Origin of the sequence: Pandoraea morbifera, assembly GCF_902459575.1 — a bacterium.
Taxonomy (GTDB): domain Bacteria; phylum Pseudomonadota; class Gammaproteobacteria; order Burkholderiales; family Burkholderiaceae; genus Pandoraea; species Pandoraea morbifera.
Genome location: NZ_CABPSD010000001.1, coordinates 189941 through 216126, shown reverse-complemented (window position 1 = coordinate 216126; position 26186 = coordinate 189941). Strand labels below are relative to the sequence as shown.

At 63.9% G+C, this 26186-nt stretch carries 27 protein-coding genes; 13 read left to right on the top strand and 14 right to left on the bottom strand.

All coding sequences use genetic code 11. The features are described 5' to 3' along the window. Nucleotide 1 precedes the first annotated feature (1 nt). From PMO31116_RS00885 to PMO31116_RS00860, 6 genes are all read right to left on the bottom strand, one after another. Nucleotides 2–1213: an SAM-dependent methyltransferase gene (locus PMO31116_RS00885; protein ID WP_150565037.1), complete on the bottom strand. Its 1212-nt coding sequence runs from the start codon at nt 1211–1213 to the stop codon at nt 2–4. Beyond that, entirely contained in the window at nt 1210–2061 is an 852-nt protein-coding gene (locus PMO31116_RS00880; RefSeq protein ID WP_150565036.1) for a DUF1365 domain-containing protein, read from the bottom strand. The genes PMO31116_RS00885 and PMO31116_RS00880 overlap by 4 nt, the downstream gene beginning before the upstream one ends. After that, on the bottom strand, nt 2058–3362 hold the full coding sequence (locus PMO31116_RS00875; protein ID WP_150565035.1) for an NAD(P)/FAD-dependent oxidoreductase: 1305 nt from the start codon (nt 3360–3362) through the stop codon (nt 2058–2060). The genes PMO31116_RS00880 and PMO31116_RS00875 overlap by 4 nt, the downstream gene beginning before the upstream one ends. A 147-nt stretch (nt 3363–3509) precedes the next feature. After that, on the bottom strand, nt 3510–4103 hold the full coding sequence (locus PMO31116_RS00870) for a lipocalin family protein (protein WP_246185122.1): 594 nt from the start codon (nt 4101–4103) through the stop codon (nt 3510–3512). Between the two features lie 83 nt (nt 4104–4186). Further along, nucleotides 4187–5302, bottom strand: coding sequence for an SAM-dependent methyltransferase (locus PMO31116_RS00865; RefSeq protein WP_150565034.1), 1116 nt, complete (start codon nt 5300–5302; stop codon nt 4187–4189). Between the two features lie 31 nt (nt 5303–5333). Continuing rightward, complete coding sequence (locus PMO31116_RS00860; RefSeq protein WP_150565479.1) at nt 5334–6125, bottom strand: DUF1295 domain-containing protein; 792 nt, start codon at nt 6123–6125, stop codon at nt 5334–5336. Between the two features lie 193 nt (nt 6126–6318). Between PMO31116_RS00860 and PMO31116_RS00855 the strand changes: the two genes are divergently transcribed. After that, complete coding sequence (locus PMO31116_RS00855) at nt 6319–6903, top strand: fasciclin domain-containing protein (protein WP_023596029.1); 585 nt, start codon at nt 6319–6321, stop codon at nt 6901–6903. A 28-nt stretch (nt 6904–6931) separates the two neighbouring features. Beyond that, a complete protein-coding gene (locus PMO31116_RS00850) occupies nt 6932–7963 on the top strand; it encodes an alpha/beta hydrolase (RefSeq protein WP_246185090.1) in 1032 nt (343 codons plus the stop codon). Between the two features lie 35 nt (nt 7964–7998). On the opposite strand, the gene PMO31116_RS00845 is transcribed toward PMO31116_RS00850, so the two are convergent. The 3 genes from PMO31116_RS00845 to PMO31116_RS00835 all read right to left on the bottom strand — a co-directional run bounded on the left by PMO31116_RS00845 (nt 7999) and on the right by PMO31116_RS00835 (nt 9815). Then, nucleotides 7999–8139 (bottom strand): DUF2256 domain-containing protein, encoded by a 141-nt coding sequence (locus PMO31116_RS00845; RefSeq protein ID WP_150565033.1) that lies wholly within the window; start codon nt 8137–8139, stop codon nt 7999–8001. A 1-nt stretch (nt 8140) separates the two neighbouring features. Beyond that, the gene (locus PMO31116_RS00840; protein ID WP_150565032.1) at nt 8141–8716 is read right to left on the bottom strand and encodes a lipocalin family protein; all 576 of its coding nucleotides are present in this window, start codon (nt 8714–8716) and stop codon (nt 8141–8143) included. A gap of 130 nt (nt 8717–8846) precedes the next feature. Beyond that, nucleotides 8847–9815, bottom strand: coding sequence for a MerR family transcriptional regulator (locus PMO31116_RS00835; RefSeq protein ID WP_174970689.1), 969 nt, complete (start codon nt 9813–9815; stop codon nt 8847–8849). 338 nt (nt 9816–10153) lie between these two features. Between PMO31116_RS00835 and PMO31116_RS00830 the strand changes: the two genes are divergently transcribed. Beyond that, on the top strand, nt 10154–10822 hold the full coding sequence (locus tag PMO31116_RS00830; RefSeq protein ID WP_031627247.1) for a carbonic anhydrase: 669 nt from the start codon (nt 10154–10156) through the stop codon (nt 10820–10822). Between the two features lie 324 nt (nt 10823–11146). Here PMO31116_RS00830 and PMO31116_RS00825 read toward each other — a convergent pair whose 3' ends face one another. From PMO31116_RS00825 to PMO31116_RS00815, 3 genes are all read right to left on the bottom strand, one after another. Continuing rightward, nucleotides 11147–11626: a nuclear transport factor 2 family protein gene (locus tag PMO31116_RS00825; protein WP_150565030.1), complete on the bottom strand. Its 480-nt coding sequence runs from the start codon at nt 11624–11626 to the stop codon at nt 11147–11149. 11 nt (nt 11627–11637) lie between these two features. Continuing rightward, on the bottom strand, nt 11638–12246 hold the full coding sequence (locus tag PMO31116_RS00820) for a TetR/AcrR family transcriptional regulator (protein ID WP_150565029.1): 609 nt from the start codon (nt 12244–12246) through the stop codon (nt 11638–11640). A 123-nt stretch (nt 12247–12369) separates the two neighbouring features. Continuing rightward, nucleotides 12370–13287 carry a LysR family transcriptional regulator gene (locus PMO31116_RS00815; protein ID WP_150565028.1) on the bottom strand — a complete coding sequence of 306 codons (918 nt, stop codon included), beginning with the start codon at nt 13285–13287 and terminating at the stop codon, nt 12370–12372. 91 nt (nt 13288–13378) lie between these two features. Between PMO31116_RS00815 and PMO31116_RS00810 the strand changes: the two genes are divergently transcribed. The 10 genes from PMO31116_RS00810 to PMO31116_RS00765 all read left to right on the top strand — a co-directional run bounded on the left by PMO31116_RS00810 (nt 13379) and on the right by PMO31116_RS00765 (nt 24570). Next, entirely contained in the window at nt 13379–14782 is a 1404-nt protein-coding gene (locus PMO31116_RS00810; RefSeq protein ID WP_150565027.1) for a carboxymuconolactone decarboxylase family protein, read from the top strand. Between the two features lie 332 nt (nt 14783–15114). Continuing rightward, nucleotides 15115–15624 carry a MaoC family dehydratase gene (locus tag PMO31116_RS00805; protein WP_023596038.1) on the top strand — a complete coding sequence of 170 codons (510 nt, stop codon included), beginning with the start codon at nt 15115–15117 and terminating at the stop codon, nt 15622–15624. A 126-nt stretch (nt 15625–15750) separates the two neighbouring features. Then, nucleotides 15751–16080: a hypothetical protein gene (locus PMO31116_RS00800; RefSeq protein WP_150565026.1), complete on the top strand. Its 330-nt coding sequence runs from the start codon at nt 15751–15753 to the stop codon at nt 16078–16080. Beyond that, entirely contained in the window at nt 16055–17566 is a 1512-nt protein-coding gene (locus PMO31116_RS00795; protein WP_174970686.1) for an amidase, read from the top strand. The genes PMO31116_RS00800 and PMO31116_RS00795 overlap by 26 nt, the downstream gene beginning before the upstream one ends. 105 nt (nt 17567–17671) lie before the next feature. Then, nucleotides 17672–19069: an MFS transporter gene (locus PMO31116_RS00790; protein WP_150565024.1), complete on the top strand. Its 1398-nt coding sequence runs from the start codon at nt 17672–17674 to the stop codon at nt 19067–19069. Nucleotides 19070–19105: 36 nt separating this feature from the next. Next, nucleotides 19106–20539 carry an MmgE/PrpD family protein gene (locus tag PMO31116_RS00785; RefSeq protein WP_150565023.1) on the top strand — a complete coding sequence of 478 codons (1434 nt, stop codon included), beginning with the start codon at nt 19106–19108 and terminating at the stop codon, nt 20537–20539. A gap of 29 nt (nt 20540–20568) precedes the next feature. Continuing rightward, entirely contained in the window at nt 20569–21741 is a 1173-nt protein-coding gene (locus tag PMO31116_RS00780; RefSeq protein WP_150565022.1) for an acyl-CoA dehydrogenase family protein, read from the top strand. Then, nucleotides 21738–22928: a CaiB/BaiF CoA transferase family protein gene (locus PMO31116_RS00775; protein WP_150565021.1), complete on the top strand. Its 1191-nt coding sequence runs from the start codon at nt 21738–21740 to the stop codon at nt 22926–22928. The genes PMO31116_RS00780 and PMO31116_RS00775 overlap by 4 nt, the downstream gene beginning before the upstream one ends. Before the next feature lie 36 nt (nt 22929–22964). Continuing rightward, nucleotides 22965–23714, top strand: a complete 750-nt coding sequence (locus tag PMO31116_RS00770; RefSeq protein ID WP_031627249.1) for a GntR family transcriptional regulator — start codon at nt 22965–22967, stop codon at nt 23712–23714. 46 nt (nt 23715–23760) lie between these two features. Further along, a complete protein-coding gene (locus PMO31116_RS00765; protein ID WP_150565020.1) occupies nt 23761–24570 on the top strand; it encodes an HpcH/HpaI aldolase/citrate lyase family protein in 810 nt (269 codons plus the stop codon). A 95-nt stretch (nt 24571–24665) separates the two neighbouring features. Here the strand turns inward: PMO31116_RS00765 and PMO31116_RS00760 are convergent, their stop codons facing one another. Both PMO31116_RS00760 and PMO31116_RS00755 read right to left on the bottom strand, forming a co-directional pair. Next, the gene (locus tag PMO31116_RS00760; RefSeq protein ID WP_150565019.1) at nt 24666–25445 is read right to left on the bottom strand and encodes an aldolase; all 780 of its coding nucleotides are present in this window, start codon (nt 25443–25445) and stop codon (nt 24666–24668) included. Nucleotides 25446–25546: 101 nt separating this feature from the next. Next, nucleotides 25547–26158, bottom strand: a complete 612-nt coding sequence (locus tag PMO31116_RS00755) for a glutathione S-transferase family protein (RefSeq protein WP_150565018.1) — start codon at nt 26156–26158, stop codon at nt 25547–25549. Between the last annotated feature and the right edge of the window lie 28 nt (nt 26159–26186).

Genomic DNA, 26186 nt, shown 5'->3' with positions numbered 1-26186 from the left:
GTCACGCCCCTCGCGTGAGCAGGAACTGATTGACGTCGATGCGCCCCTCGTCGAAAGCGGCCTCGCAATACTTCAGGTAAAGGCGCCAGGTGCGGATGAACGTCTCGTCGAATCCTTGCGCACGGACATCGTCGATTTGTGATGCAAAGGCCGCGTGCCAGCAATTGAGCGTACGTGCATAGTCCAGTCCGAATGCCAGCGTCTCGCTGGCTTGCAACCCGCAACTGCGCGCCGCCGCGACAAAACGCGGCACGCTCGGCAACATGCCGCCCGGAAAGATGAACTCTCGAATGAAGTCGCTGGATCCGCGGTAGGCGTCGAACACCGAGTCGGCAATCGTGATCGTCTGAATCAACGCCCGTCCGGAAGGGCGAAGCCGCTGCGCGAGAGCGTCGAAATATCGCGTCCAGTAGGCCTGCCCGACCGCCTCGAACATCTCGATCGACACCACGGCATCGAATTGCCCCTGAACATCGCGGTAGTCGGTGAGCGAGACCGTTGCCATGTGCGCCAGGCCCGCGTCGGCGATGCGCGATTGCGCGAGGGCAAGCTGCTCGTGCGACAGCGTGATGCCGTGGATCGAAATGCCCTGGCTCGCCGCATGCAGGGCAAAGCCGCCCCAGCCGCAACCGATCTCGAGCACCCGGTCGCCGGGGCGCAGGCCGAGTGTGTCGACGATGCGCTGGTACTTGGCGCGCTGCGCGTCGGCGAGCGAGCGCTGCGCATCACCTTCGAACAAGGCGCTCGAATAGGTCCAGGTCGAATCGAGCCACAAGCCGTAGAACCGGTTGCCGAGATCGTAGTGCGCATGAATGTTGCGGCGGCTTCCGGCGCGTGAATTCCGGCGCATGGCGTGCCGCAGGCGGAACCAGATCCGGCTCAGACGCGACCCGACGATGGACCTGTCGATCGACGAATGATTGCGTAGCGCCAGACGAAGCAGTGCGCCAATGTCGGGCGTATCGATCCACCCGGCAATGTAGGCCTCTGCAAAGCCAATGTCCCCTGCGCGCATGATTTGCCGACAGGCTCGCCAGTCGTGGATCTGAAGTGTGGCGCCGGGCGCCTCGCTGGATTTTCCGAAAACCTGTATCGAGCCGTCGGGGGCGACGAGCGTCAGGTGCCCGACGCGAATCCGCTGCAACAGGGCGCAAAAAACGCGAGCGCCAAGGGGAATGTCAGTGTGCGGCGAGAGAAGGCGAAGCAGCGTCATGGTCTGATCTCCTGATCGGATGGCGTGGCAGACGGTGACAATTCGCGCACGCGTCCCGCCCTGTGTGTTGGCGTGTCGACAAGCGGTCCCGATGGCGACTTCCCATGGAACGGCACCCGCTTGAGAGATAAGCGCAGCGCCTGCCAATGAATTCGGAACATGACGTTCAGTGCATTGAACGGCGCGCGCACCATGGCGTTGAGCATTCCGACGCCCCTGAACGGCTCCGCACGCATGCCGATGGCGGTTCGAAGGAGCCATTTGCCGTCCACGCGGTAATCGATGCCTACCGACCATGACCGGCCATGCCGATTGACGCGAAAGACATACTCGCCTTCGACCTTGCAGAACGGCGAGACGTGAAATACCTTGCGGCATTCCAGCGCGACGTCGCCGCGGATGGCGGCCGCGCCAGGCGCGCACAACAGGTAGCCGTGATGCTGGCCGAATGTGTTGTTGACGTCGGCATAGATCGCGCGCAGCTCGCCAGCTTTGTCGTGGCAATACCAGAAACTGACCGGGTTGAAGGCATAACCCGCGATACGGGGAATGGTCTGCAGCCAGATGGCGCCGTCGGCGGGTATCGCGGCTTCGGCAAGTCGCTCGCGCATCCAGGCATCGAGCGGGCGGCCGTCCCTCGGGCCATAGTCGGACGAGCGCAGGCTCAAAATGCGGCGTCGATCCACCGCGAACCACCAGCGCGACAAGGCATCCATGCGCGCAACGTCGCATGAGATCTGGAACAGCGGGTACACGAACCTGTGCCGCACGGGGGACAGGCGCTCGTGAATCACACGGCCTCGGAGCAGCCAGGCGGCCGGGGCATCGATCGGATCGGTCTGATTCATAGCGAGGCCCATGACGGGAGTACATCGAAATCCCGTGCCACGCGCAGTGCGGATTTCAGGCCGTCCTCGTGAAATCCGTAGCCGGTCCAGGCACCCGCGAACCAGGTTCGTCGACGACCTTGCAACGCCGGAAGGTGCGACTGAGCGTCGACGGCCGCGAGATCGAGCAGCGGATGCTCGTAAGCGTAGCGGCCAAGCACCGTGGAAGGCGCAGGCTCGCGCACCGGGTTGAGCGTCACGACGACGGGTGTGCTGAAGGGCAGGGCCTGTAGCTGGTTGATGAGGTAACTCACACAGACCGGATGATCGGAAGCGGTCGTCCGGGTCGCGTGGCTCACGTAATTCCACGCCGACCACACGCGCTTGCGCCGGGGGAGCAGTGTCGGATCGGTGTGGAGGACCGCAATGTTCGGTTGATAGCGCACGGCGCCGAGCACCCGGCGCTCCGTTGGGCATGCGTCTCCAAGCAACTGCAAGCTGGTTGGGGCATGGCTGGCCATCACCACCGCGTCGAAGCGCTCCGCCTGAGCGTTGCCGAACCGAACCATCACCCCGTCGGCGTCGCGCTCGACCTGCCTCACCGGGGTTCCGAGTCGAACGTCGTCGAGCGTGGCGCAAATGCGCCTGACATACTCGCGCCCGCCACCGGCGACCGTACGCCATTGCGGCCGATCCCGGATCTGCAAAAGGGCATGGTTCAGGCAGAACCGCAGGAATGTCACGGCAGGAAACCGCAGAATGTCGGCGGCGCGGCTCGACCAGATCGCCGCCGCCATCGGCAGCAGGTAATGCTGCTGGAACGGCTGGCCATAACCGTGCGCGAGCAACAGCTCCCCGACCGACTGCCGCTCGCGCGAGGCGCTCTCCAGATGCCGTTCGGCCGACGCGTTGAACCGCAGGATGTCGCGCAGCATGCCGAGAAAGCTGGGCGAGCACAGATTCCTGCGTTGCGCGAAAACGGTGTTCAGGTTGGTCCCCGCCCATTCGAGCGCGCCGCCGCCGACGGACACCGAGAACGACATGTCGCTGGCGATGGAGCGCACGCCCAATTCGTCGAATAGGGCGATGAGGTTCGGGTAAGTGCGCTCGTTGAACACGAGGAAACCCGTGTCGACGGGCGCGCGCATTCCGTCGAGTTCGACGTCGACGGTGTTCGTGTGTCCGCCCGCGTATTGCCCGGCCTCGAATACCGTTACCCGGTACTTTCGTGCGAGGAAATACGCGCTTGCCATGCCCGCGATGCCGGCGCCGATCACCGCGATCCGCTTTCCGGGAGGCAGAACGGCCGTCATTGAGCTCATCGCGCGATCTCTCCGTCAGTGTGGGCCGCTCGAACGGCGAAGACGACCGTAACGAGGCAGTGGGGGCTTGAAGTCATATACGTGTGCGAGGCCATGTCGGATGCAGAAAAATTTCGGAACCGGGTGTGCTGCGTCGGGTTGCGACGCTCAGTCGTCGCGCCCCGGCGTGGCGAATCCGGGCTGACCGAGCTGTTCCGGCAGTTGCGGCACGCGCCGGAAGCGCGATGTGTCGTAGCCCATGGCCTCGAGTCGGGTCAGCAACGAGCGATACGTCGCATCGTCCATCGTCGGCTCGCGCGAAAATACCCAGCCGAGCGATTTGTCCGGGTAGCCGAGCAGCGTGTAGCGATAATCCGGATCTACGTACAGCGTGAGTTGGGAGACATAGATCGGCCAGAAAAGTCGAACACGCCAATGGCCGCCACCGCTGCCCGGCACGACACTGTCGAGAAACTGGTAATGGCTCTCGGGTTGGTCGAACCCGCCTTTGCGGCCGTAGAAGTGATCGTCGATGCGCCCGTCTTCCCGAAGCACCCATTCGGCCCGACTCGCGACGAAGCCGCGCTCGGCGAAGTAGGGAATGTTGGCAATGACATACCAGCGCCCCATGTAACGGGGCAGATCGACCGATGCCACCTTGAGCGGAACTTCGGCGAGCGGATTCGGGTTGGGAGGTGCGCCGGAGCAACTGGTCAGCGTCGCACATGCCAGCACCGCCCCGGTCACCCAAAGTCCTCGCATGGATTGCGATGCGGCACGCTGCATGCGCAGTGCCAGGGAGACGAGCTTGTCCACAAGCCGGCGACGGGTAGTGAAATGTCCTTTCATGCCACGTCTCCTGCGCTCGCGCCGCGCTTTTCGAACAGGTAATGCCCCACACCCCACTGTTGCCCCCCCGCGTAGCCGAACAATTCCGCAACGGCCATGTAGAACATGCGCCAGCGCTGAAATTGAAGCCGCGCCTGCGTCCCGTAGTTCGCCTCGAGGATCGGCAGCGTCGTTTCTCTGGACGCATCGAGCGCTTCCAGCCAATCGTTGGCCGTGCGCGCGTAGTGCCGCCCGTCCACCCACCAGCGCTCGGCGATGCGCAGGTCGTCCTGGAAGTGCAGCAGCAGATCGGCGCTTGGCATGGTGCCGCCAGTGAAGAAGTGGCGCGACATCCAGTCGGAGCCGTCACGGTCCTGGAAGTGATAGGCAAGATGGCGATGGGCGAAGATGTGCACGAAAAGCATTCCCTGATCGTTCAGCCAGTGGGCGATCTTCTTCATCAACGCACCGTAGTTCTTCATGTGCTCGAACATCTCGATCGACAGGACCCGGTCGAACTGCGCGGGGACGTCGTCTGAAAAGTCGAAGTCGGCCACATTGCCGGTCACGATCCGAAGGTTGTGCAAGCCCCGCTTGGCGGCAGTAGCCTCGATGAAACGGCGTTGACCATGGGAGTTGGACAGCCCGACGATCTGCGACCCCGGGTAGCGCTCGGCCAGCCAGAGCGCGAGCGAACCCCATCCGCAGCCGAGGTCGAGAATGCGCTGGCCGTCGGCAAGCTGAGCGCGCTCGGCATAGCGGGCCAACATCGCCTGCTCGGCCTGCTCCAGTGTCGTGGCCTCGCTCTCGTAGTAGCAGCACGAATACTTCATCGCAGGTCCCAGGTGCGCGAGGAAGAACTCGCTCGGCACCTCGTAATGCTGGGCATTGGCTTCCTGGGACGCGATCGCGATGGGGCTTGAGCGCAGTTCCTTCACGAGGTCGGCCAGCGCCGACATGCCACGCTCGACATCGTGCGCGTGCTCCTGTTTCAGCCGTTGGCGCATCAGCTGGCGCATGCCGGCGCGCAACAGCGCGTCGGGCACCACGCCCAGCTCGCAAAGCCGAATGAGCCCCGATTCTTCGGTCGGGTCAGCGCTGGCCGAGGGCGGTCGTGTAAGGGAGACAGTCATAGTGTCGAACTCCATGTGTGCGCGACGTCCGTCATGACGATCGCGTCTGACGAGAGGATTTCGGAGGCCAGGGAACCAGCGAGCTGGTGGTTTGCATGTACTCCCGGTATGCCGGGCGCGTGGCCATGAGGTGCGCCTCCAGCAGCGGGATTCCGGACACTTTCAGCAGCAGCCATGCCATGAGCAGCGGGGGAATGAGCGTTGTCCAGCCCCACGGCATCGAGATCGAGAGCGCGGCATAGCTGCACCAATGCAGGCACTCGAAGAAATAGTTGGGGTGACGCGAATAGCGCCACCACCCCTTGCGGCAGACCTGTCCGCGATGCGCGGGATCGTTCACGAAGTCGCGCAACTGGCGATCTGCGCTCGCTTCTCCGATGATCGCCCCCGCCCAGACGACGACGGCGACGATCAGGTTCAGCGGCGACGCGGCCTGCAAGCTGAACGCCGGAACGAAGAACGCGACGGCGAGCAGCATCGCAACCACACCCTGGAACTGGAAGAACCAGAACATGTTGCGATCGGCCGCCGCCCCCCATCGTTCGCGAAAGACCCGGTAGCGCGCATCTTCCGGCTTGCCCCAGTTGCGGCGCCAAAGATGCAGGGCGAGACGCGCCCCCCACAGCCCGCCGGCCACGCCGACGAACGTTCGGTTGAGCGCGTGTCCGGTGCCTTGCGCCGCCACGAACACCGCCGCCAAAGCGAGTGCGGCAGCCCAGACGGGGTCGACCAGACCGGCGTTTTTCGTACGTTTTTGCAAGAGCCACGCCAACGCGAAGGCGAAGATCATTCCGCAGAAGGCCACTACCGCAGTCGATAGCATGGGAGATGTGTCCGGCAATTGAGTGTCGTTGTGACGTATACGTAGATCGGCAGCTTTCGGATGCACGCTCGATAAAAAAATTTTTTGAGGGCGATCGGCCAAGAATGTGCTCGGCGGGTGCATCCGAAAGTCGGTGTCATCCGTATCTGTGATGGCTTCCACATCGGAGAAGCGCCATCAATCGGGTGAACGAATGAAGACAATCAAGTCAGCCGGATTTCTCGCAGTACTCCTGTCTGTCGGGGCCGCTGCCGGCCTCCAGGCGGTCACGGCCACAGCCGCCATGGATGCGAAGGAGCCAACGGTCATGGTGGGCGGTGCGGCCATGTACCCGTCGAAGAACATCGTCCAGAACGCCGTCAACTCGAAGGATCACACGACGCTGGTTGCGGCCGTGAAGGCGGCGGGACTCGTGGACACCCTCTCGGGTCCGGGCCCTTTTACGGTCTTTGCGCCGACAAACGAGGCCTTCGCGGCACTTCCCGCAGGGACGGTCGACGGATTGCTCAAGCCGGAAAGCAAGCCAACCCTCGTCAAGGTGCTGACCTACCACGTCGTGCCGGGCCGCCTCTCGGCCCAGGATCTGATGAAAGCGGTAAGCGATGGCGGGGGCAAGGCGATGCTGAAGACGGTCGAAGGCGATTCGCTCACGGTGATGCAACAAGGCGATCACCTGACCGTGACCGACGACAAGGGCGATACCGCACGCGTGACGATTGGCGACGTCATGCAGTCGAACGGCGTGATCCACGTCGTCGACAAGGTATTGCTGCCGTAACGACGTGTGAGGGACGGGCGCACGTTCAGTGCGCCGCTTCCAGCCGCCGCGCGATGAGGCGCTTCATCGCGCGTATCCGACCGGTGGGGAAACGGACCGGCGTTCCCTGCTGAATACTTCACCATGCGCCATGGCAAAAATTCATTTCTCCAGCATTCTTTCAGCCCTGTCGGCGTGCGCGACACTTTGCGCCTGCGCGCCGATCAACATGGTCAACGCGCTCACGCCAAGCAAGACCTACCATGCCGTCACCGATGTGGCCTATGGCGATTCGGAGCGGCAACGGCTCGATGTCTATGTGCCCACGCGGGCCGAGGTTTCCGGCAGGGGCATGCCGGTCGTCGTGTTCTTCTACGGCGGCAGTTGGCAGAACGGCGACCGCGCGGAGTATCGCTTCGTCGGCGAAGCCCTGGCCTCGCAGGGCTTTCTGGCGATTCTGCCGGACTACCGGACCTATCCCGAGGTCACGTTTCCTGCGTTCATGGACGATGCGGCAAGCGCTGTGCGATGGGCCGCCGATCACGCACGGGACTTCGGCGGCGACCCCGGTCACTTGTTCCTCATGGGGCATTCAGCAGGGGCGCAAATCGTGACCTTGCTGGCGACCGACGAACGCTACCTGCTTGGCGCCGCCCTTTCGACATGTGCGATCTCCGGTGTGGTTGGGCTGGCCGGCCCATACGACTTCCTGCCGCTGCAAAGTGCGGCGCTTCGCCGGGTCTTCCCGGCGCCTGTGCGAGACGCTAGCCAACCGATCCGGTTCGTCACGGGACGTGAGCCGCCGATGTTTCTGGGGGTGGGGGACGCGGACCGCATTGTCGAGCCGGGAAACACCACTCGATTCGGGCAGCGGTTGCGGGAGATGCGGGCCAAGGTCGAGATTCGGCACTACGACCTTGGCCACGCGTTGATGCTGGGTGCGATCAGCGCGCCGTTGCGCCGATTCTTTCCGGTACTGAGCGATATCGCCGCTTTCGTGAATGCAAATTCGCGGCGCACTACCCGTGTGGCCTGCACGCAGACGGACCGGGTTGCCGCTGGCCAAATGTCACCCCGGTAACCTGTTGCCGCCGCCGGGCCCTTTGCGGTCCGGTGTCATGCTGGGGCACGATGTCGCCGGCAACGCTCGGAGCAGTACTTCACTTCCTCCCAGGTCCTTGCCCAGCGCTTGCGCCAGACGAACGGACGGCCACACGTCTGGCAGACCTTGCTCGGAAGAAAGGGCTTGCGGTGCATCTCACTGCGCGGGGTCGGTGCGATTGTGACTCACCCAGATCAACGATGCCGTATCGACGCCCAGCGCTTGCGCACGCGCCACGATCTGCTTCAGCTGTGCGTCGTCGAGGTGCTTTTCCCGCGCCAGGATCCAGCAGTAACCGGTATCGGGTCCGAGCACCAGCGCCCATCGATAGTCGGGATCGAGGGCGGCGACATGATAACCACCGTAAAACGGCCCGAAGAACGATACCTTCAACGAGGCGACATCAGGCGCGCCGGTGAAGCGGGCCTTGCCGATCGCCTCCTTCCAGCGTCCGCTTGCCGGATCGAATCCGCGATTCTGCACCTTGACCGTGCCGTCCGGCTCACGCGTGTACGTTGCTGAGACGTCGGTCATGCCACGCTCGAACGAATGGTCCAGGCGTGCCAATTCATACCAGCGGCCCTCGTAGCGCCCGATATCGAAAGGCGATACGGGAACGACACCCGGCGGCGGCTTTGTGCTCGCGCAGGCGGACAGGAAAATCAACGCAAACGAAAGCAGACCTAACAGCGGCAGGCGCAGTGACGACTTGGTGCGAATGTTGTCTCTCATGGGGTACCTTCAACGGTTGATGAAAAGAAAACGTTCGGTATGGGTTTGGGATCGGTTCGGTGTCCGCAAGACGCACCATCCATGTTATCGGCATGGCTCCCCCCTTGCGACCTACATGCGAAGGGAGGGTTCATTCCTCGGACATCTGGCGAGGCGCGGCTTCCGGCACCGACCAGCCTTCTTGCGCGACAACCGCGGCCAGCGCGTCTTCGAACAGCGCCGCGGCACGGTTGGCGGCATCGCCAAGATGCTGGTGGAGCAGGGCGTCAGCGGCGGAGCGCGACACGCATTCGTCGCTGTATCGCTCGAATGCGGCGATCTGCAGTACCAACTCCACAAGATGCTTGGGACATTCGCAAGCGATCGTGGACGACTGTTGCGCCAGTCGGGTCAAGGTGGCTTCGTCGAACCGGCGCGGCGATCTTGACCAGAGCCGGTCTCGACTCGCGCCGAAGCCATCCTTGTGCGCCATCGACTGCACGAAATCGTAAAGCACGTCGTGCGCATGGAGCAGGGCGTCGGAAATGCGCGCGAGCTGCATTCCTTCGAGACGCGCAAGATCGACGGCACGCCGCGTGCCGAATGCGTAGACGACAAGCACGTGTGCGCAATGCGCCCGGCGCGCCGCGGCGACGACGGACATCACCGTGTCTTCGTGCAATGCCTCGACCCGCACGACCAGGCCACGCAACTTGCCGGCAGCGTCTTCGGCGACAGGAATCTCGTCGGCTTGATGAAATGCCTGATGCGCGACACCCTCGGGCAAATCGATCGCGACGCCTTCGCCAAAGCCCACGATGAAGAGATTCGTGCCATGCGACGCGTCCACCGAAGCGGCAGCGACGGCGGAGCCACTCGCCAACCGGCCCAACTGCTCGTTGTCGAGATGCGCGATGGCGCCGATCGCGTGCCCCTTGTCGACCAGCGACTTGATCGTTCTCAGACGGCTCACATCGACGTCGGAATAGAGGCGCTGCCCCGAGGCACTCGTCGGCGGCGAGATGACGCCATATCGCTGTTCCCAGATCCGCAACGTGGCGGCCGGCATGTCGACGAGCTTTGCGGCCTCGCCACTTCGATAACGCCGAACTGAATTCACCGTGTCTTCCATCCCGAGCTTGTTGCCATTTCAAAACACTTTCACACAAACCTTAACTCGCGCGCCGGATCGAGTCAATAAATTGACTCATACGATGTGTCGCCTCACGGAATGAGTTTGAAATTAGACTCGGCGTCGCGGTCGGCAGTGTTCGAAATGCGCATGTCACGAGGTTACCGTGCGCTGCGGAAGGTGAACGACACCCGGAATCGACGCCGCGCGATACCGGCATATCGGCGTGCGCGTGTGGATCAGGGATAATGGGGACTGGTCGCGGGTGGATCATCGTTTCGCTGAAGCGATCACCGTCGCGCGACGTCCTTTTTCAGAGATTCGTAATGCGTGACATCATCGACGGCTTCCTGCGCTTTCAGCGCGAGGCGTTTCCTCAACGTGCCGAGCTTTTCAAGCAGCTCGCCACGAGTCAAAACCCCAAGGCCCTCTTCGTCACCTGCTCGGACAGCCGCGTCGTTCCGGAACTGTTGACGCAGCGTGAGCCGGGAGAGCTGTTCGTCATTCGAAACGCAGGCAACATCGTGCCGTCGTATGGTCCTGAGCCCGGGGGGGTTTCCGCCACCGTCGAATATGCGGTCGCGGTGTTGGGCGTGCAGGACATTGTGATTTGCGGTCACTCGGACTGCGGCGCTATGGGCGCCATCTCTCGCTGTACCTGTCTGGACCACATGCCGGCCGTCGCCAATTGGTTGCGTCACGCAGACGCCGCGAAAGCGATCAATGCTGCGCATACGTTCGATGATCCGCGCGCCAAGCTCGACGGTCTGGTGCGCGAGAACGTGATCGCGCAACTGGCAAACCTTCGCACCCATCCGTCGGTGGCGCTCGCGCTGGAGCAGGGGCGCATGACCCTGCACGGTTGGGTCTACGACATTGAAAGCGGCGGCATCGTTGCGCTTGACGGCACTACGCGCAAGTTCGTATCGCTTGCGGATTCGCCCAGCACGGTGGCCGTTGCGTCGCGCCGCCCCGACGACACTCCGACAAGGTGAGATCATCCGCCCGCACCGCAGGGCTGCCCTGACCCAAGATCGTCCGAAACCGTCACGCGGCGCGGGCCGCCTGACAGCGACGCCGCCGCGCATATCGGGTGTGGCTTCCTTCAATGCAGGGAGGGGCAGGGCAATTCCACCTCTCGCTGGTCAGCCCCATTGACACATGGTCCCGCCAGGAACTTCGTAGGCACTTGCCGGGATCGTCGATGCTGCCGTGATTGCCCTCGGCAACGGCAGGTCCGTGACTACCACTGCATGGCATTCTCCCACCTGACGGCCGGCACCGAAGCCGCGCGGCCGTCGAGACAGGCAAGGTGAGTTTCAGAGGCCGAGATCGGACAGTCCAGGATGATCGTCGGGCCGACGCCCGAGCGGCCAGTGGAACTTGCGCTCGGACGCCTTGATTGGCAGATCGTTGATGCTGGAATAGCGATTCGACATCAGACCGTCCGGGCCGAACTCCCAATTCTCGTTGCCGTACGAGCGGAACCAGTTGCCGGAATCGTCCCGCCATTCGTACGCGTAGCGCACCGCAATCCGGTTATCGGTGAAGGCCCATAACTCCTTGATCAGGCGATAGTCGAGCTCCTTGGCCCATTTGCGTTCGAGGAATGCCTGGGCGTCGGCACGGTTGTTCACGAACTCGGCCCGGTTGCGCCATTTCGTATCGACGCTGTACGCGAGCGCGACCTTGGCGGCGTCGCGGCTGTTCCATCCGTCCTCGGCGAGGCGAACTTTCTGAATAGCGGTTTCGCGGGTGAACGGCGGAAGCGGCGGGCGGGTTTCGTTTGTGGATGACATGGTGGGTGACCTCAAAGTTCGGGTTCGGATTCGGGTTTGGGTTGGGGCACGGCAAGAAGCCGACACGCTACGCGTGCGGCAGTGTCGGCGGCTTCAGTGCCACCGAAAACGAGCGCAACCGAAATCGCGCCGTCAATCAGGACAAGCAACTCGTCCGCAAGCGAATCCGGCTCGGGCAAGCCGCTCGCGGCGGTAAGTTCGCGCAGGTAGTCGCGCAAACGTCGTTTGTGCCATTGCGACACCCGCCGGATGCTGTTGGCCGGGTCGCCGATCTCGCCGGCCGCGTTCAGGAACGCGCAGCCGTGGAAGCCCTCGGACGCGAACCATGTGCGAAGCGCGTCAAAGCACGACTGCAGGCGCTCGACGGGATCGTCCCTTGTCGAGGTCGCCGCAATGAACCACTGCATCCAGCGCTCGTCGCGCCGCAGGAGCGCAGCCTCAACCAATGCCTCTTTGTTCGGATAGTGCCGGTATAGCGTCTTGCGCACCACGCCCGACTCCTTGACGATGGCATCGACGCCAGTCGCGTGGATGCCGCCCGCGTAGACCAGGCGCTCCGTCGTGTCGAGAAGCGCGAGTTGAGCGGGAGAGAGATCGGCGGCTTGGCTTGAGGAGGTCATCGCGCAACGTGGAGAATGATCGTTCTCTAGAGTGTAGAACGATCATTCTCCTGTGTCAAAGCGAATTTCACTGGGCGCTGTGACAGTGCAGAAAGGGGCCCGGGTCGAACGGCACGGCTGCGGCTATGCCGTGCCCGGGGAGCGCTGAGCCGTTTGGCGCCGCACGATGCGCAACAATGCATCGAGGTCCGATGCGTGTTGCGCATTCCTGTAGGCGAGGCCAAATCCGATCCAGAATTCCTTTTCCTTGAGCGGTCTGAACGTCGCGCCGGCGCGGCGCACTTTGGTCATCGATTTCGGGATGAAGCCAATGCCCCGTCCGTTCGCCACCTCGGCCAGCAGCAAGTGGTGATCCACGGGTTCCGCGAGTCTGCGGCTCGGCGCATGCCCTAGCTTTGCAAACACTTCCTCGTAATGATCGAAGAATCCGGGATTTGTCCGGCGCTGCGGCCAGAACAGCGGTTGGTCCTTCAACTGCGCGATCGAAAGAATTTTGTGTCGCGCGAGCGGATGCCGTGCAGGGATGACCGCGACCAGCGGCTCTTTGTGCAACTGTTCAACCACCAGTTCCCCTGTTGCGCTGGGCAGTCCGATCAAGGCCACGTCAAGCGCGCCGCGCTGCAGGCGCCGGATAAGTTCGACGGAAACGCCCGCAACGACAACCAGAGCCCCGTCAGGAACCGCGTTCTTGAAGGCGGGCTCGAGAGAAGGGAAGACCTCCGGGTCAAACACCTTCGTATAACCGATCTTGAGCTGCCGGGACGTCCTCGTGGAATACCGCCGTGCGGTTTCGACCGCCTCCGCGGCTTGACGCAACGTCTTCCTGGCTCCCTTCAGGAAGGCGCGGCCCGCAGACGTAAGTTGCGCGCCCGCTGAATCGCGATTGAGCAATGTCACTCCGAGTTCGCTCTCGAGCTGCTTCACCTGACGGCTTAGCGGCGGTTGCGACATGTGCAGTCGTTCAGCCGCAGCGCGGAACGTGCCTTCCTCGGCCACGGCAACGAAGCACTCCAACTGGCGCAGATCGATTCGTATCCTCATGCAGAAAAGGTATCACGAATTTGGTCTTAGCCAATGGCCCCTTGTGCCCATAAGCTTTGGGTTACTGAATTCAACGAGGAGCGAATCGGACATGGAAACGCGCAATCAAAGAGACATTTTGCAGAGCACTGCCGCAGCCGAAAAGATGCCGGACGCCGAAGGCATTTCACAGATGGGCGGGTCCGAGACCGAGGTGGACATGCCGACTCTCCTTAGTGCATGCGCTGGCGAAACCCGTGCTGAACGCTACTCTCGAGGCACCGAAGTGCTCAAGCGGATCGGCGGCGCGGGCTTCGATATCCCGATCCACCGTCTGGCGCGGGTCGCCCCGGATTTGGCACGATTCACGGTTGAGTTTGCCTATGGAGATGTCCTCTCGCGGCCGGGGCTGGATCTGAGCCTTCGCCAGGTCGCCACCGTTGCCGCATTGATGGCCAACGGCAGCGTGCAGCCGCAACTGAAATATCACATGACCGGCTACCTCAATGTTGGCGGCGAGCCGGCGGAACTGGTCGAAATGCTTTTCCTGGCGATCGCAATTCTGGGGTTTCCGGTTGCGATCAATGCGGTAGGCATCGTTCGCGAGATTTTTCGAGAGCGCGGTCTTGTTTTCGATCCCCCGGAACCGGCGTCAGACGATGGCACAGCACGATTCCAGCGGGGTCTCGAGGTGCTCGACGAACTGATGGTCAATCCCGAGGCGTACATGGAAACGCTGCACGGCACTTCCCCCGAGCTCGCCCGCTGGTCGGTCGAGTTTGCGTTCGGTGAGATTTTCGGCCGCCAGGGACTCAATGCAAAGGCAAGGCAGATCGCGATCATCTCGATGCTCGGCGCCGCCGGCAATCGCAACGATCTGTTGCGCCTTCATATCGAAGCCGGCGTCAAGGCGGGCCTGTCCCCCACGGAAATCACCGAAGCGCTGATGCAACTGGCGATCTATGCCGGATTCCCGAGCGCTCTCAATGCCTTTGGCATTGCGAACGCCGTCTTCACGAAGCCGGACCAACAAGAGAGGGACGGGGAAGGGGACGGGGACGGGGCACGCGGCGGGGTACGCGGGAATGCCATCGTCTCTGAAACTCGCGCGGCTCGCCGCGAACGTGGACTGGCGACGCTCGCCAAGACTTCTGCCCAAGCGGGCGCGACCGTGGTCGACAGCTTCAACGATCTGGCTCCGGACATCGGCCGCGCGATCATCGAGCACTCCTACGGCGACATCTTCAGCCGCGCGGGGCTCGACGCGATAACGCGCGAACTCGCGGCATGCTCAGCGCTCGCCGCGGTGGGAAGCAAGGCGACGGAGACGCCGCTGCGGGTCCATGTGAATGCGGCCCTGACGGCGGGCGCGACGCCGGCGGAAATCGTCGAGACGCTGCTAAACGTCCTGCCTTACCGAGGATATCCTGCTGTCGAGGAAAGCATGCGTGTCGCCGGCGAGGAATTCAGAAAGCGCGGCGACAACGGCCAAAAGGCGGCGGCAGAGCGGCAATGAATCCCGGTTTTCCAAACGGAAACGCCGGCCGGTCCTAACCCCTTGCAGCCAAGTGGCCGGTTACCCTCCGTTTGCGCTGCGCACTTTCCTCACCCCGCACCCGCATCCGACACTGATCACGGCCGCGGCACTTGGCGGTGCCCGCCGCGCGACGGCGACGCACCGTTCGCCGACGCCAGGCCCACCCGGCCGGGGCGTCGAACCCTCCGCTAAGGGTTTCCCATCATCTTGACTTCCGATTTTCTTTCGCCAATACTTTGTCCGTACAAAGTAATAAACACCGAACAAAGTCGGCAAACCTGGCCAAGCATCGTATTCAGGAGGAGGGAGACATGGACGGACTGCAACCCCAGACGGAGACCACGCGACGCATTCGCGCGAGCTACGGGCGCTATCTCGAGGACTTCGAGATTGGCGACATCTATGAGCATCGCCCCGGGCGCACCATCACGGAAGCCGACAATATCCACTTCTCGCTGCTGACGATGAATTTCCATCCGATGCATTGCGATGCCGCACACGCAGCCAAGAGCGAATTCGGCCAATTGCTCGTCAACAGCGGCCTGACCGTCGCCATCGTGCTCGGCATGACCGTCAACGACGTGAGCGGAAAAGCCATTGCCAACCTGGGCTGGAAAGAGATCAAGCTCACCGCCCCGGTGTTCTGCAACGACACGCTCTACGCCGAATCGCAGGTGCTTGAAAAGCGCGAATCGCGCTCGCGCCCCACGCAGGGTATCGTCACCGTGCATACCCGCGCCTTCAACCAGCACGGCGTGCAGGTCATGGAGTTCGTGCGCAGTGCACTGATTCCGAAACGCGGCCACGGTGTCGGCGACTGAGCAGGGCAGTGCGGCTCACACGGTAGTTCCAATCGACATCACGCGGGGTGCCCCGAGACGCTTGGCACCCGCCGCTTCACACCCCGCGTTACGGCTCGCCGTGATGGCGTGGCGATGGAGGTAAGGATGCAAGGCAATATCCCGCAAGGGGGTACAGCGCCGAAATCCGACTCGCTCGGGCAATCCCGAGACGCCGGTCGGACCGCGTACCGTTCCGCGCCCTCTGCCGAAGGATCCGGCGAACCCGACGCCACCAGCGCCGCGCGCTGGGTCGATCAGTTCGGCTCGGCGCCCCTGAGTCCGGTGCATGCGCTCGCACTCGTCAATGCCGCGCATGGCATTACCGACGCCGCGGCAGGGGCCGCGCGCGCGCTCGACTGGCTGACGCCCGATGCCTTCCATGCCACGCTGCGCCAGCAGGAGACAAGCGATGCGAACGCTGCACGCCAAGGATAACGGCCCGGCGACGGACGCCGCGGTGGTGCGCGACTTGTCGGGCGCCGCTTGCGTCGAACGCACGACCGTCGCGCTCGATGAGGCGAGGGCGGCCGGCCTGGCGGGCGGCTTCGTGCGCCTGCGCAACGATTCCGCTCTCGATCAGGCACGAGCCGTCGACCATGCGATCCGCGACGACGTCGCGCAGCCCAACCGCCGCTTGCTTGGGGCAATCCTCGCGCACAAGGACATGTTTTTCCGCGCCGGCGAACTGAGCGAATGCGGCAGTCGCATCCTCGCCGGGCATCGGCCGTCGCAGACGGCCACGGTGCTCTCGCGTCTCGATGCCGCGGGCGCCGTGGATCTCGGTGCCTTGCACATGGCGGAGTTTGCCATGAGCCCGACAGGCTTCAACGCGCATCTCGGGCACGGCCGCAACGCCTGGTCGCCGGATCACGTCAGTGGCGGGTCGTCCAGCGGCAGCGGCGTGGCCGTCGCGCGTGGCCTGGCGTTCGCCGCCCTCGGCTCCGATACCGGGGGCTCGGTTCGAATTCCCGCAGCAGTCAATGGCGTCACCGGCATCAAGCCGACCCAGCACGCGGTCTCCACGCACGGCGTGATGCCGCTGTCCCCAAGTCTCGATTGTGTTGGTGTGCTGGCGCGTACGGCGGCCGACGCGGCGGCAGTGCTTGAAACCGTCTGGGGGCCGGACGTTAACGATCCCCATTGCCTCGTCAGTCAGGCGCGCGATTTCACGCGCACGCTGGCGCTGCCCTTGAGCGAGCGTGATGTCGTCGCGGTGCCCGACTTTGACGCCTCGGCGCTGATCTCCGACGAAATTCGTGCGGCCGTTGCCGGGGTGAAGCAGGCGCTCGAAGCCTGTGGCGTGACGATTCGCCAAGTCCCGCTGCCCGATCTGCGCGAGGCCGGAGCGCTGGCCACGCTGATGCTGGGCGCCGAGGCCGCGTCGATCCACGGTCCGTGGCTGCGTGAGCGTCGAGACGCCTACGGCGAGCAGGTGTTGCGCCGGCTGGAGCGCGGCCTGCTGTATCCGGCCACCCGTTACGTCGACGCGCTGCGCCTGCGTGCCGGCTACTCGCAATCGTTCGTCGAACGCTATCTGGCAGGGGCACAAGCGTTGCTGCTGCCGACCTTGCCGTATGCGGTGCCGACTATTGCCGAGACGCTCGACGGCGACGCGGACGCGATTGAGCGACGCTTCGGCGACTTCTCGTACTGGACACGCGGCATCAACTACCTCGGTCTGCCAGCGGTTGCCTTGCCGGCGGGGCGCACACAGAACGGATTGCCGACCGGGGTTCAGTTGATCGGTCGCGCATGGCGGGAAGCCGCGCTGCTGCGTCTCGCACACCAGTTGCAACAACACACCGGCTGGCATCTGCCGTCGGTGAACCGAGTTGGACCGCTCGACCGCGCAGCGATGCCGGCGGGTCTTGATACGGCGGGATCGCCAGTGTCGCAGTCGTCGATGGAAAGGATGGAGTAACGCAAGCCGGGAACGAGGACGCCGTCGTTCGCCGCACGTCATTTTTTGCTCGCATCACGTTCGCTTCAGACGAACGGATGCCGCCAACGTTCAGGAGACAACCGTATGAACGCAACCTCCGTCAACGCAGGGGCCCGGCTCGACCGGCTTCCCCTGGCGAGGTTTCACTGGAAGATTCTCGGACTCATCAGTGGTGGCGCGCTACTCGACGCCTTCGATGTCTATCTCGCCGCCGGGGTGCTCGCGGCGCTGGTCAAGAGCGGCTTCTCGACACTACAGCTCAACGCGGCCTTCATCTCGGCCACGTTCTTCGGCATGCTGATCGGCTCGGCGCTGGCCGGTTACGTGGGTGACCGTTTCGGTCGACGCTATTCCTACCAAATCAATCTCGCCGTGTTCGGCATCGCCTCGCTGCTTGCATGCTTCGCGCCGAACATGCCCACGCTGATCGTGCTGCGCTTTATCATGGGCCTGGGCCTTGGCGCGGAGCTTGTCGTGGCAGCCGGTACGCTCTGCGAATTCGTGCCGCCGGCCTACCGGGGGCGCTGGATTTCGTTGATGGGGCTCATCATCAATTCGGGCCTGCTGATCGCCACGAGTGTCGGGTACATCGTGATCCCGAACCTCGGCTGGCGCTGGATGTTCGCCATCGCAGGCGCGGGCGCGCTCGCCATCTGGATCATGCGCAAGCGCATGCCGGAATCGCCGCGCTGGCTCGAATCGGTGGGTCGCACCCAGGAAGCGGAAGCCACGCTCGCCGACATCGAGGGCCAGGTGAAGCGTCAGTTCGGCGCGCTCCCGCCGGTGCCGCCCGCACAGCCGGTGATGGCACGCAACGTGCCCCTGTCGGTGCTGTTCTCGAAGCCCGTGATCGGACGCACGCTGACCGCCGCGCTCACCTGTGTCGCGATCAATGTGGCCGTGTATGGCTTCGTGGCCTGGCTGCCGACGTTCTTCGTCAAGCAAGGCTTGACGGTGGTGCAGTCGCTCGGATTCACGACGCTGATGGCCTTCGGTGCCCCGGGCGGTGCGTTGGTCGGCTATCTGCTCGGCGATCGACTCGGGCGGCAGCGCGGCCTCGTGTTGTTCTCGGCGGCCACGATCGTGCTCGGCTTCCTGTACCCGCAGATGCGTGATGCGATGTCGATCTCGATCGTCGGCTTCTGCCTCGTGACGTCGATCTACACGATCGTCACACTCGGACTGTACGGGTATATCCCCGAGTTGTTCCCCACGGCGTTCCGTCTGCGCGGTACGGGCTTTGCCGGCGTATGCGGCCGTGCGGCATCGATGAGCACGCCGTATCTGGCCGTCGCTCTGTTCCAGCACTTCGGCATTTCCGGTGTGTTGGCGATGGTGAGCGGCGTGCTTGGCCTGTTGATCGTCGCGCTGCTGGTACTGCGCGTGGAAACCAATCAACAGTCGCTCGAAGACATCGGCGTGCCCGGCGACGCCAATCTCGGTGGCACCGCCGCAACCGCTGCCATGCATGCCGAGCACTAGCCCCAACACCTTGCATCCGTTCAGGAAGGAGACAGCATGACTTCAGAAGTGAACCACACGCCCCAGGGGATCTCGGCAACGCTGGCCTCGTTCGCCTTGGGCCTGTCGCTGGACGCCGTGCCGGCGGTCGTGCGCGAGCGCGCCAAGCACCTGCTGCTCGACGCGATTGGCCTGGCCTACGCATCGCAGCCGGCCGACTTCACGCGGGTTACGCTCGACGGCCTCACCGCGCTGAGCGCCGGCGACAAGCCGGGCGCGACGGTGATCGGCCGTGGCCATCGCCTCAACACCCGCGACGCGATGGTGATGAATGGCGTGTTGGTGCATGGCCTCGACTTCGACGATACGCACTCGCGTGGCGTGATCCATGCCACCGCGAGCGTATTGCCGTGCGTGTTCGGCGTCTCGGAGGCGCGCGGCGCCGATGGTGCGCAGACACTGGCGGCTTACATCGCCGGCATGGAAGCGGCCACGCGCATCGGCTCGGTGGCGAAGGGCGGCTTCCACCAGGTTGGGTTCCATCCAACCGGTGTGGTGGGGATCTTCGGCTGCACGCTCGCGGCCTCGCGCTTGCTTGGCCTGAACGCGCACCAGACCGCCATGGCGCAGGGCATCGCGCTGTCGATGGCCAGCGGCAGCCTGGAATTCCTGCAGGACGGCGCCTGGACCAAGCGCATGCATCCGGGCTGGGCCGCACAGTCGGCGTTCACTGCCGCAACCCTGGCCGCGCATGGCTATATCGGCGCATCCGCACCCTATGAAGGGCGCTTCGGTCTGTTCTCGAGCTACCTCGGCGAGCAGCGCGGCAATGCCGATCTGTCGCTCGCTACCGAAGGCCTTGGCGAGCAGTGGCAGATCGAGGAAGTGGCGATCAAGCCGGTGCCGGCCTGTCATTTCACGCACGCCTTCGCCGATGCGGGCACTGAGTTGCACAAGCTATGGCAACAACGCGGCGCGAAGATAAGCGAACTGGACGAGCGGATAGCCCGCATCCGCGTGAAGGTGCCCGAGGCAGTCGTCAAGACGGTATGCGAGCCGGTGACGAACAAGCGCCGTCCGGCCAACAGCTACGATGCGCAGTTCAGCGTGCCTTACGTGGTGTCCAGCGCGCTGATCAAGGGCCGCTTCACGCTCGACGAGCTGGAGCCGGGGGCACTGCGCAATGACGCGGTGCTCGCGCTGGCCGCGAAGGTTGAGTACGAGATCGACCCGGCCAGCACCTTCCCGCGCCACTACACGGGGGAGGTCGTGCTGGAATTGCGTGATGGCACCACGCTCGCGCATCGCGAGGCCATCAATCGTGGCAGTGCGGATCGTCCGCTCAGCAACGAGGAAATCGTGGAGAAATACGTTGCCAACGCCGCGCGTGTGTTGCCGCAGGCGCGCGTCGACAAGGTGCGAGAGACCGTGCTCTCGCTCGACCGGTTGCCGGCCGGCGCCCTGCACGCCGTGCTCGGCGAGTCGGTCTGAGCCGCGCATGAATGTCTGGAGATAGTGTGATGACGCAAGTGCAAAACAACATCGCGGAGCAAGGCGAGGACGACAACCTGATCCTCGATATGCTCGAGCGATTCCTCAAGGTCGAGGTCAAGCCCTACGTGCATGCCCTGGAGAAGGCTGACGAGTATCCCGCCGAGATCGTCGAGCGGATGAAGGAGATGGGGCTGTTCGGCTGCCTGATCGCGCCCGAGTACGGCGGATTGGGGCTTTCGACGCGCACCTATGCGCGCATCATCGAGCGCATGTCGGCGGTGTGGATGTCGCTGAGCGGCATCGTCAACTCGCATCTGATCATGGCGATGACGGTGCAGCGCAACGGCACGCCGGACCAGAAGGCGGAATTCCTTCCGCGCTTCGCGACGGGCGAACTGCGTGGCGGCATTGGCCTGACCGAGCCGGATTGCGGCACGGACCTGCAGGCGATCCGCACGAGCGCCACGCGCGATGGCGATCACTATGTGGTCAATGGCGCGAAGACCTGGATCACCAATAGCCTGTATGGCAATTGCCTGGTGCTGCTCGTCAAGACCGATCTCACGACCCAGCCGCGCCATCGCGGCATGAGCTTGCTGATCGCGGAGAAGGGCCCGGGGTTCGAAGTCAGCCGCAAGCTGGAGAAGCTCGGATACAAGGGCATCGACACCTGCGAACTGAACTTCGACAACTACCGCGTGCCGGTCGACCGCCTGATCGGTGGCGAGGAGGGGCGGGGCCTGCAGCAGATTCTGAGCGGGCTCGAGCTGGGCCGCATCAACGTCGCGGCACGCGGCCTGGGCATCGCGGTGGCGGCACTTGACGCCTCGGTGGCCTACAGCCAGCAACGCAAGACCTTCGGCAAGCCGATTTGCGAGCACCAGGCCATCCAGCTCAAGCTCGGCGAGATGGCCACACGCGTGCATGCGTCGCGATTGCTCGTTGACGCGGCGGCGCAGGCGTACGACCGCGGGGAGCGTTGCGACATGGAAGCCGGTATGGCGAAGTACTTCGCCACCGAGGCCGGCGTCGAGAACAGCGCGGAAGCAATGCGCATCCACGGCGCCTACGGCTATTCAAAGGAATTCGACATCGAGCGTCTGTATCGCGATGCGCCATTGCTCGTGATAGGCGAGGGCACCAACGAATTGCAGCGCATCATCATCGCGAAGCAACTGATCGAGAGGAACCCGGTATGAGCCTGCCACTTTCCGGACTGCGCGTGATCGCGGTCGAGCAATACGGTGCCGGCCCGTTCGCCACGCAGCACCTGGCCGATCTTGGCGCCGACATCATCAAGATCGAGAACGCGAAGGACGGCGGCGACGTCGGTCGCGCGGTCGGCCCCCACTTCTTCGGCGAGGGTGACAGCCACTTCTACGAAGCGTTCAACCGCAACAAGCGCAGCATTGCGCTCGATCTCAAGAGCGCGGAAGGCAAGGAGATCCTGCTCAAGCTGGTCGAGTCGGCGGACGCCGTGTTCGACAATTTGCGCGGCGATCTGCCGGTCAAGCTCGGGCTCGATTATGTGTCGCTGTCGCGCGCGAACCCCGCGCTGGTATGCGTTCACCTGTCGGCGTATGGCCGCACCGGTTCGCGCAAGGCGTGGCCGGGCTATGACTACCTGATGCAGGCCGAGGCCGGCTATCTGTCGCTGACGGGCGAGCCGGACGGTCCGCCGGCACGTTTCGGCCTGTCGATCATCGACCTGATGACCGGCACGACGGCGTCGATGGCATTGCTTGCCGGGGTGCTCGAAGCGCGCAAGACGGGCAAGGGGCGCGACCTCGATGTGAGCCTGTTCGACGTGGCGATGCACAACCTGGCCTACGTCGCCACCTGGTATCTGAACGGCGGGCACATGACGCGGCGCGAGCCGCGTTCGAGCCACCCGTCGCTCACGCCCAGCGAGCTGTATCGCACGCGCGACGGTTGGATCTTCCTGATGTGCAACAAGGAGAAGTTCTGGGGAGTGCTGGCGCAGGAGATCGGCAAGCCGGAATGGATTACCGACCCTGAGCTAAGCAACTATGCGGCGCGCCTGAAGCATCGCGACCGCGTGCGTCGCGAGCTCGACGAAGTGTTGATGACCGAGGACACGGCGACGTGGATGGAGCGCTTTGCGGGCAAGGTGCCGGCGGCACCGGTGCACGACGTCGCCCAGGCGCTCGACAGCCCCTTCGTTGCCGAACAGGCCCGCGTGATGGACTTCGAGCATCCGGAACATGGCCCGATCAAGGGCGTGGCGTCGCCGGTGAGAATCGACACCCCGCTGCCGGCACGTGCGGCGCCGCGCATGGGCGAGCATACCGACGAGGTGCTGCGTGAGGCCGGGTTCGGCGACGACGCGATTGCTTGGCTGCGCGAGCAAGCTGTGGTGCAATGACATCATTACTCCTCACCGGCAATGCCGACCACGCGCATGACCCCATTGCTCAACCAGCAGCCACGCTATCTGCAACTGGCGCAGACACTGATCCAGGAGATCCGCGATGGCCGATACTCGGTCGGTGACTTCCTGCCGACCGAGTTCGATCTGTGCGAGCAGTTCGGCGCTAGCCGCTTCACGGTTCGCGAGGCGGTCAAGCGCCTGGTGCAGATGGGATTGGTGGATCGTCAGCCCGGCGTCGGCACGCGCGTACTGGCGCGCGAGGCGGTCAGCGGCTACCAGCAGGTGATGCGGCAGCTGAGCGACTTGCAGCAGTACACAGCCGACACCGAGCTGGAGATCCTCGCGCGCGATCTGGTCGAAGTGGACGAAACGCTGGCGCCGGTGCTGCGTGCCGGCAATGGCGAGTCGTGGCTGCACATTTCGGCACTGCGGCGCAGTGGCGCCGAGCCGGAGCCGATTTGTGTCAGCGACATTTACATCCATCCGGCATTTCGTGCGCTGGAGGGGATCGAGGGCAGTTCGCATGTGCCGATTTACACGCTGATCGAAGAGCAGTTCGGCGAGCACATCGCGGCCGTGCAGCAGGAGATTCGGGCCACGTTGATCACAGCGGCGCAGGCACGCTGGCTCAACGTCAAGCCGAAGTCGGCGGCCTTGTGGATTTGCCGGCGGTATTTGAACCGCCGTGAGGAAATTGTCGAGGCGGCGATCAGCATTCATCCGGCCGACCGCTTCAGTTATTCCGAAACATTTCAACGCGACTGGCGCGCCGCTTCCTGACAACCCGTCAATGCATGGGGAAGGGCGCCCGCGCAAAGGGGCTCCCATGCAAGCAGCATCGACGTATCTTTTCGTTCCGGGTGATCGTCCGGATCGCTTCGACAAGGCGCTCGCCACCGACGCCGCCTTTGTGATCCTCGACCTCGAGGACGCGGTGTCTCCCGAGAACAAACCCACGGCGCGCGACGCCTTGTTCACATGGCTGGCGCAGCACGGAGAGGATCCGCGTGTGCTGGTGCGCATCAACGGCGTGCATACGCCCTGGCACACCGACGATATGCGCCTGGTCGAAATGCCGGGTGTCGCCGGAATCATGTTGCCAAAGACGGAGCGTGCCGACGAGATGCGGGCGTTGCGCGCCTGCTTGCGCGAGGCACAGACGTTATATGCGCTGATCGAGACGGTCGATGCGGTGGTGCGTCTGCGCGAGATCGCAGGCGCGCCGGGGGTGACACGCCTGGCCTTCGGTACGGTCGACTTCTGTGCGGATGCGGGTATCGGCGACGACGGCGCCGCGCTCGATGCGATTCGCACGCAGTTCGTGATCGAGTCCCGCTACGCACGGTTGCCGGCGCCCATCGACGGGGTCACCGTCGCGATCGGTGACGACGAGGCACTGCGGGCCGACGTGCGCCATTCGCGCACGTTCGGATTCGGGGCAAAGCTTTGCATTCACCCGAAGCAGATCGCGATTGTACGCGACGGCTATCTACCGACACGGCAGGAAGCCGATTGGGCGATGCGGGTGCTCGATGCGGTTGCCACGGCGGGCGCAGGCGCGATCGCCGTGGACGGCAAGCTCGTCGACCGGCCTGTCGTGGAACGGGCCAGGGCGATCATGGGGCAGTTGAGCTAGCGGTTGGCACCAAATGCAATTCATTAACCAGAATGGTTTACGCCGAAGAGACAGAGGCCCCGCGTGTCGGCGGGGGCCTCTTGGCTAGCGCTTCGTCACGCCTCATCCTTCAACGCCTGCGGTGCCTGACGCAGCACGCGGCGGGCGAACATCGCGAAGCTCGCCTTCACGATGCTCGGCTGCAACAGGAAGTCGTGTGACTCCTTCGCCAGCACCGGGTTGAGTTCCGTCACCGGCCCCATCGTTTGCGCCATGATCTGGTTGCGCGCCGCCCGCTCGATCAGCATCGACAGATACGCCGTCTCCTCCACCGACGACGTCGCGGCCAGGAACCCGTGGTGTGCCAGCAGGATCGATCGGCACTTGCCCAACGCTGAGGAAATGATCTCGCCCTCGTCATCCGCAATCGGCAACCCCGGCCACTCCTTCAGGAACGCACAGTCGTCGAAGAACGGCGTCGCATCCATATGCGCCACGCGCAACGGCTGCCCCGTCATCGACAACGTCGACACGTACGGCGGATGCGTATGCACAATGCTCTGCACATCCGGCCGGCGACGGTACACCCACAGGTGAAAACGCACCGCCGGATTCGGCATTCCCACCCCCTCAAGCACCCGCAGCGAATCGTCCATGCGAATCACGTGGCGCGGCTCGACTTCGTCGAACGCCACCGCCAGCGGCGTCGTCAGGAACGTACCGTCGGCACACCGCACCGTGATCTGTCCCGCCAGCGTCTCCGAGTGATTCTCCATCGCAAGCATCCGGCACGTCAGCACGACCTTTTCCTTCTCGGTCCAGTCCCCCAGGTCCAGACGCGACGCCATCTCCGTCACTGCACGATCGGTTACCGCCTGTTTGGCTTCATCCAGCATCCCATCTCTCCTTCGTCAGCAATTACTGCAAACTCTCGTCAGGCATTGCATGTCGCTCATGCCGCTCATGCCGCTCATGCCGCTCATGCCGCTCATGCCGCTCATGCCGCCTTCGCCGCCGGCAGCCCCGGCATCGACACGTAGCCCGGCAGCGCCGCAATCCGGTCGATCCACGCCATCACATGCGGAAACTCGTCCAGCGGCAACTTACCCTCGCGCGCCATCGCCACGTACGGCAGGCACGCCAGATCGGCAATCGTCGGGCGCGCCGCCGCCAGCCACGGCTGCTGTGCCAGCCTGGTATCGAGCACGCCCAACACACGCAGGCCTTTCGCCGTCACGGCCGCAATGTCGACCTTCTCGCCAAGCAGGTAATACAGTCGCGCCGGCTGCAGGCTGTTGCCAATCTCGTTCGCGGCAAACGACAGCCACTGCACCACGCGACCACGCTCCTCTGCCGAATCGCCCAGCCACGCCGGGTCGTGCTTCCACGCGAGATACGTCAGGATCGCCTGGCTGTCGCACGCGATATGGCCGTCGTCGTCGATTGCAGGAATCTCGCGCAGCGGATTGATCTCGCCGTACCACGGCGCGTGATGCGCCTCGTTCGGCACGTCGACAAACTCGCTCTGCCACGTCAGGCCAAGCATCGACATCAGCAGGCGCACCTTGTGGCAATTGCCGGACAGTGGATGGTCGTAAAGGGTGATCATGAATAAGGTCCGATTGAAGGCGCGTCAG

Coding starts and splice junctions, on each gene's coding strand:
- PMO31116_RS00810 (WP_150565027.1), top strand. CDS start 13,379: ATGGAAACGCGCAATCAAAGAGACATTTTGCAGAGCACTGCCGCAGCC.
- PMO31116_RS00840 (WP_150565032.1), bottom strand. CDS start 8,716: ATGAGAGACAACATTCGCACCAAGTCGTCACTGCGCCTGCCGCTGTTA.
- PMO31116_RS00870 (WP_246185122.1), bottom strand. CDS start 4,103: ATGCGAGGACTTTGGGTGACCGGGGCGGTGCTGGCATGTGCGACGCTG.
- PMO31116_RS00865 (WP_150565034.1), bottom strand. CDS start 5,302: ATGACTGTCTCCCTTACACGACCGCCCTCGGCCAGCGCTGACCCGACC.
- PMO31116_RS00785 (WP_150565023.1), top strand. CDS start 19,106: ATGACTTCAGAAGTGAACCACACGCCCCAGGGGATCTCGGCAACGCTG.
- PMO31116_RS00775 (WP_150565021.1), top strand. CDS start 21,738: ATGAGCCTGCCACTTTCCGGACTGCGCGTGATCGCGGTCGAGCAATAC.
- PMO31116_RS00880 (WP_150565036.1), bottom strand. CDS start 2,061: ATGAATCAGACCGATCCGATCGATGCCCCGGCCGCCTGGCTGCTCCGA.
- PMO31116_RS00795 (WP_174970686.1), top strand. CDS start 16,055: ATGCGAACGCTGCACGCCAAGGATAACGGCCCGGCGACGGACGCCGCG.
- PMO31116_RS00780 (WP_150565022.1), top strand. CDS start 20,569: ATGACGCAAGTGCAAAACAACATCGCGGAGCAAGGCGAGGACGACAAC.
- PMO31116_RS00765 (WP_150565020.1), top strand. CDS start 23,761: ATGCAAGCAGCATCGACGTATCTTTTCGTTCCGGGTGATCGTCCGGAT.
- PMO31116_RS00755 (WP_150565018.1), bottom strand. CDS start 26,158: ATGATCACCCTTTACGACCATCCACTGTCCGGCAATTGCCACAAGGTG.
- PMO31116_RS00760 (WP_150565019.1), bottom strand. CDS start 25,445: ATGCTGGATGAAGCCAAACAGGCGGTAACCGATCGTGCAGTGACGGAG.
- PMO31116_RS00855 (WP_023596029.1), top strand. CDS start 6,319: ATGAAGACAATCAAGTCAGCCGGATTTCTCGCAGTACTCCTGTCTGTC.
- PMO31116_RS00800 (WP_150565026.1), top strand. CDS start 15,751: ATGCAAGGCAATATCCCGCAAGGGGGTACAGCGCCGAAATCCGACTCG.
- PMO31116_RS00825 (WP_150565030.1), bottom strand. CDS start 11,626: ATGTCATCCACAAACGAAACCCGCCCGCCGCTTCCGCCGTTCACCCGC.
- PMO31116_RS00805 (WP_023596038.1), top strand. CDS start 15,115: ATGGACGGACTGCAACCCCAGACGGAGACCACGCGACGCATTCGCGCG.
- PMO31116_RS00860 (WP_150565479.1), bottom strand. CDS start 6,125: ATGCTATCGACTGCGGTAGTGGCCTTCTGCGGAATGATCTTCGCCTTC.
- PMO31116_RS00790 (WP_150565024.1), top strand. CDS start 17,672: ATGAACGCAACCTCCGTCAACGCAGGGGCCCGGCTCGACCGGCTTCCC.
- PMO31116_RS00820 (WP_150565029.1), bottom strand. CDS start 12,246: ATGACCTCCTCAAGCCAAGCCGCCGATCTCTCTCCCGCTCAACTCGCG.
- PMO31116_RS00815 (WP_150565028.1), bottom strand. CDS start 13,287: ATGAGGATACGAATCGATCTGCGCCAGTTGGAGTGCTTCGTTGCCGTG.
- PMO31116_RS00770 (WP_031627249.1), top strand. CDS start 22,965: ATGACCCCATTGCTCAACCAGCAGCCACGCTATCTGCAACTGGCGCAG.
- PMO31116_RS00875 (WP_150565035.1), bottom strand. CDS start 3,362: ATGAGCTCAATGACGGCCGTTCTGCCTCCCGGAAAGCGGATCGCGGTG.
- PMO31116_RS00830 (WP_031627247.1), top strand. CDS start 10,154: ATGCGTGACATCATCGACGGCTTCCTGCGCTTTCAGCGCGAGGCGTTT.
- PMO31116_RS00885 (WP_150565037.1), bottom strand. CDS start 1,213: ATGACGCTGCTTCGCCTTCTCTCGCCGCACACTGACATTCCCCTTGGC.
- PMO31116_RS00845 (WP_150565033.1), bottom strand. CDS start 8,139: ATGCACCGCAAGCCCTTTCTTCCGAGCAAGGTCTGCCAGACGTGTGGC.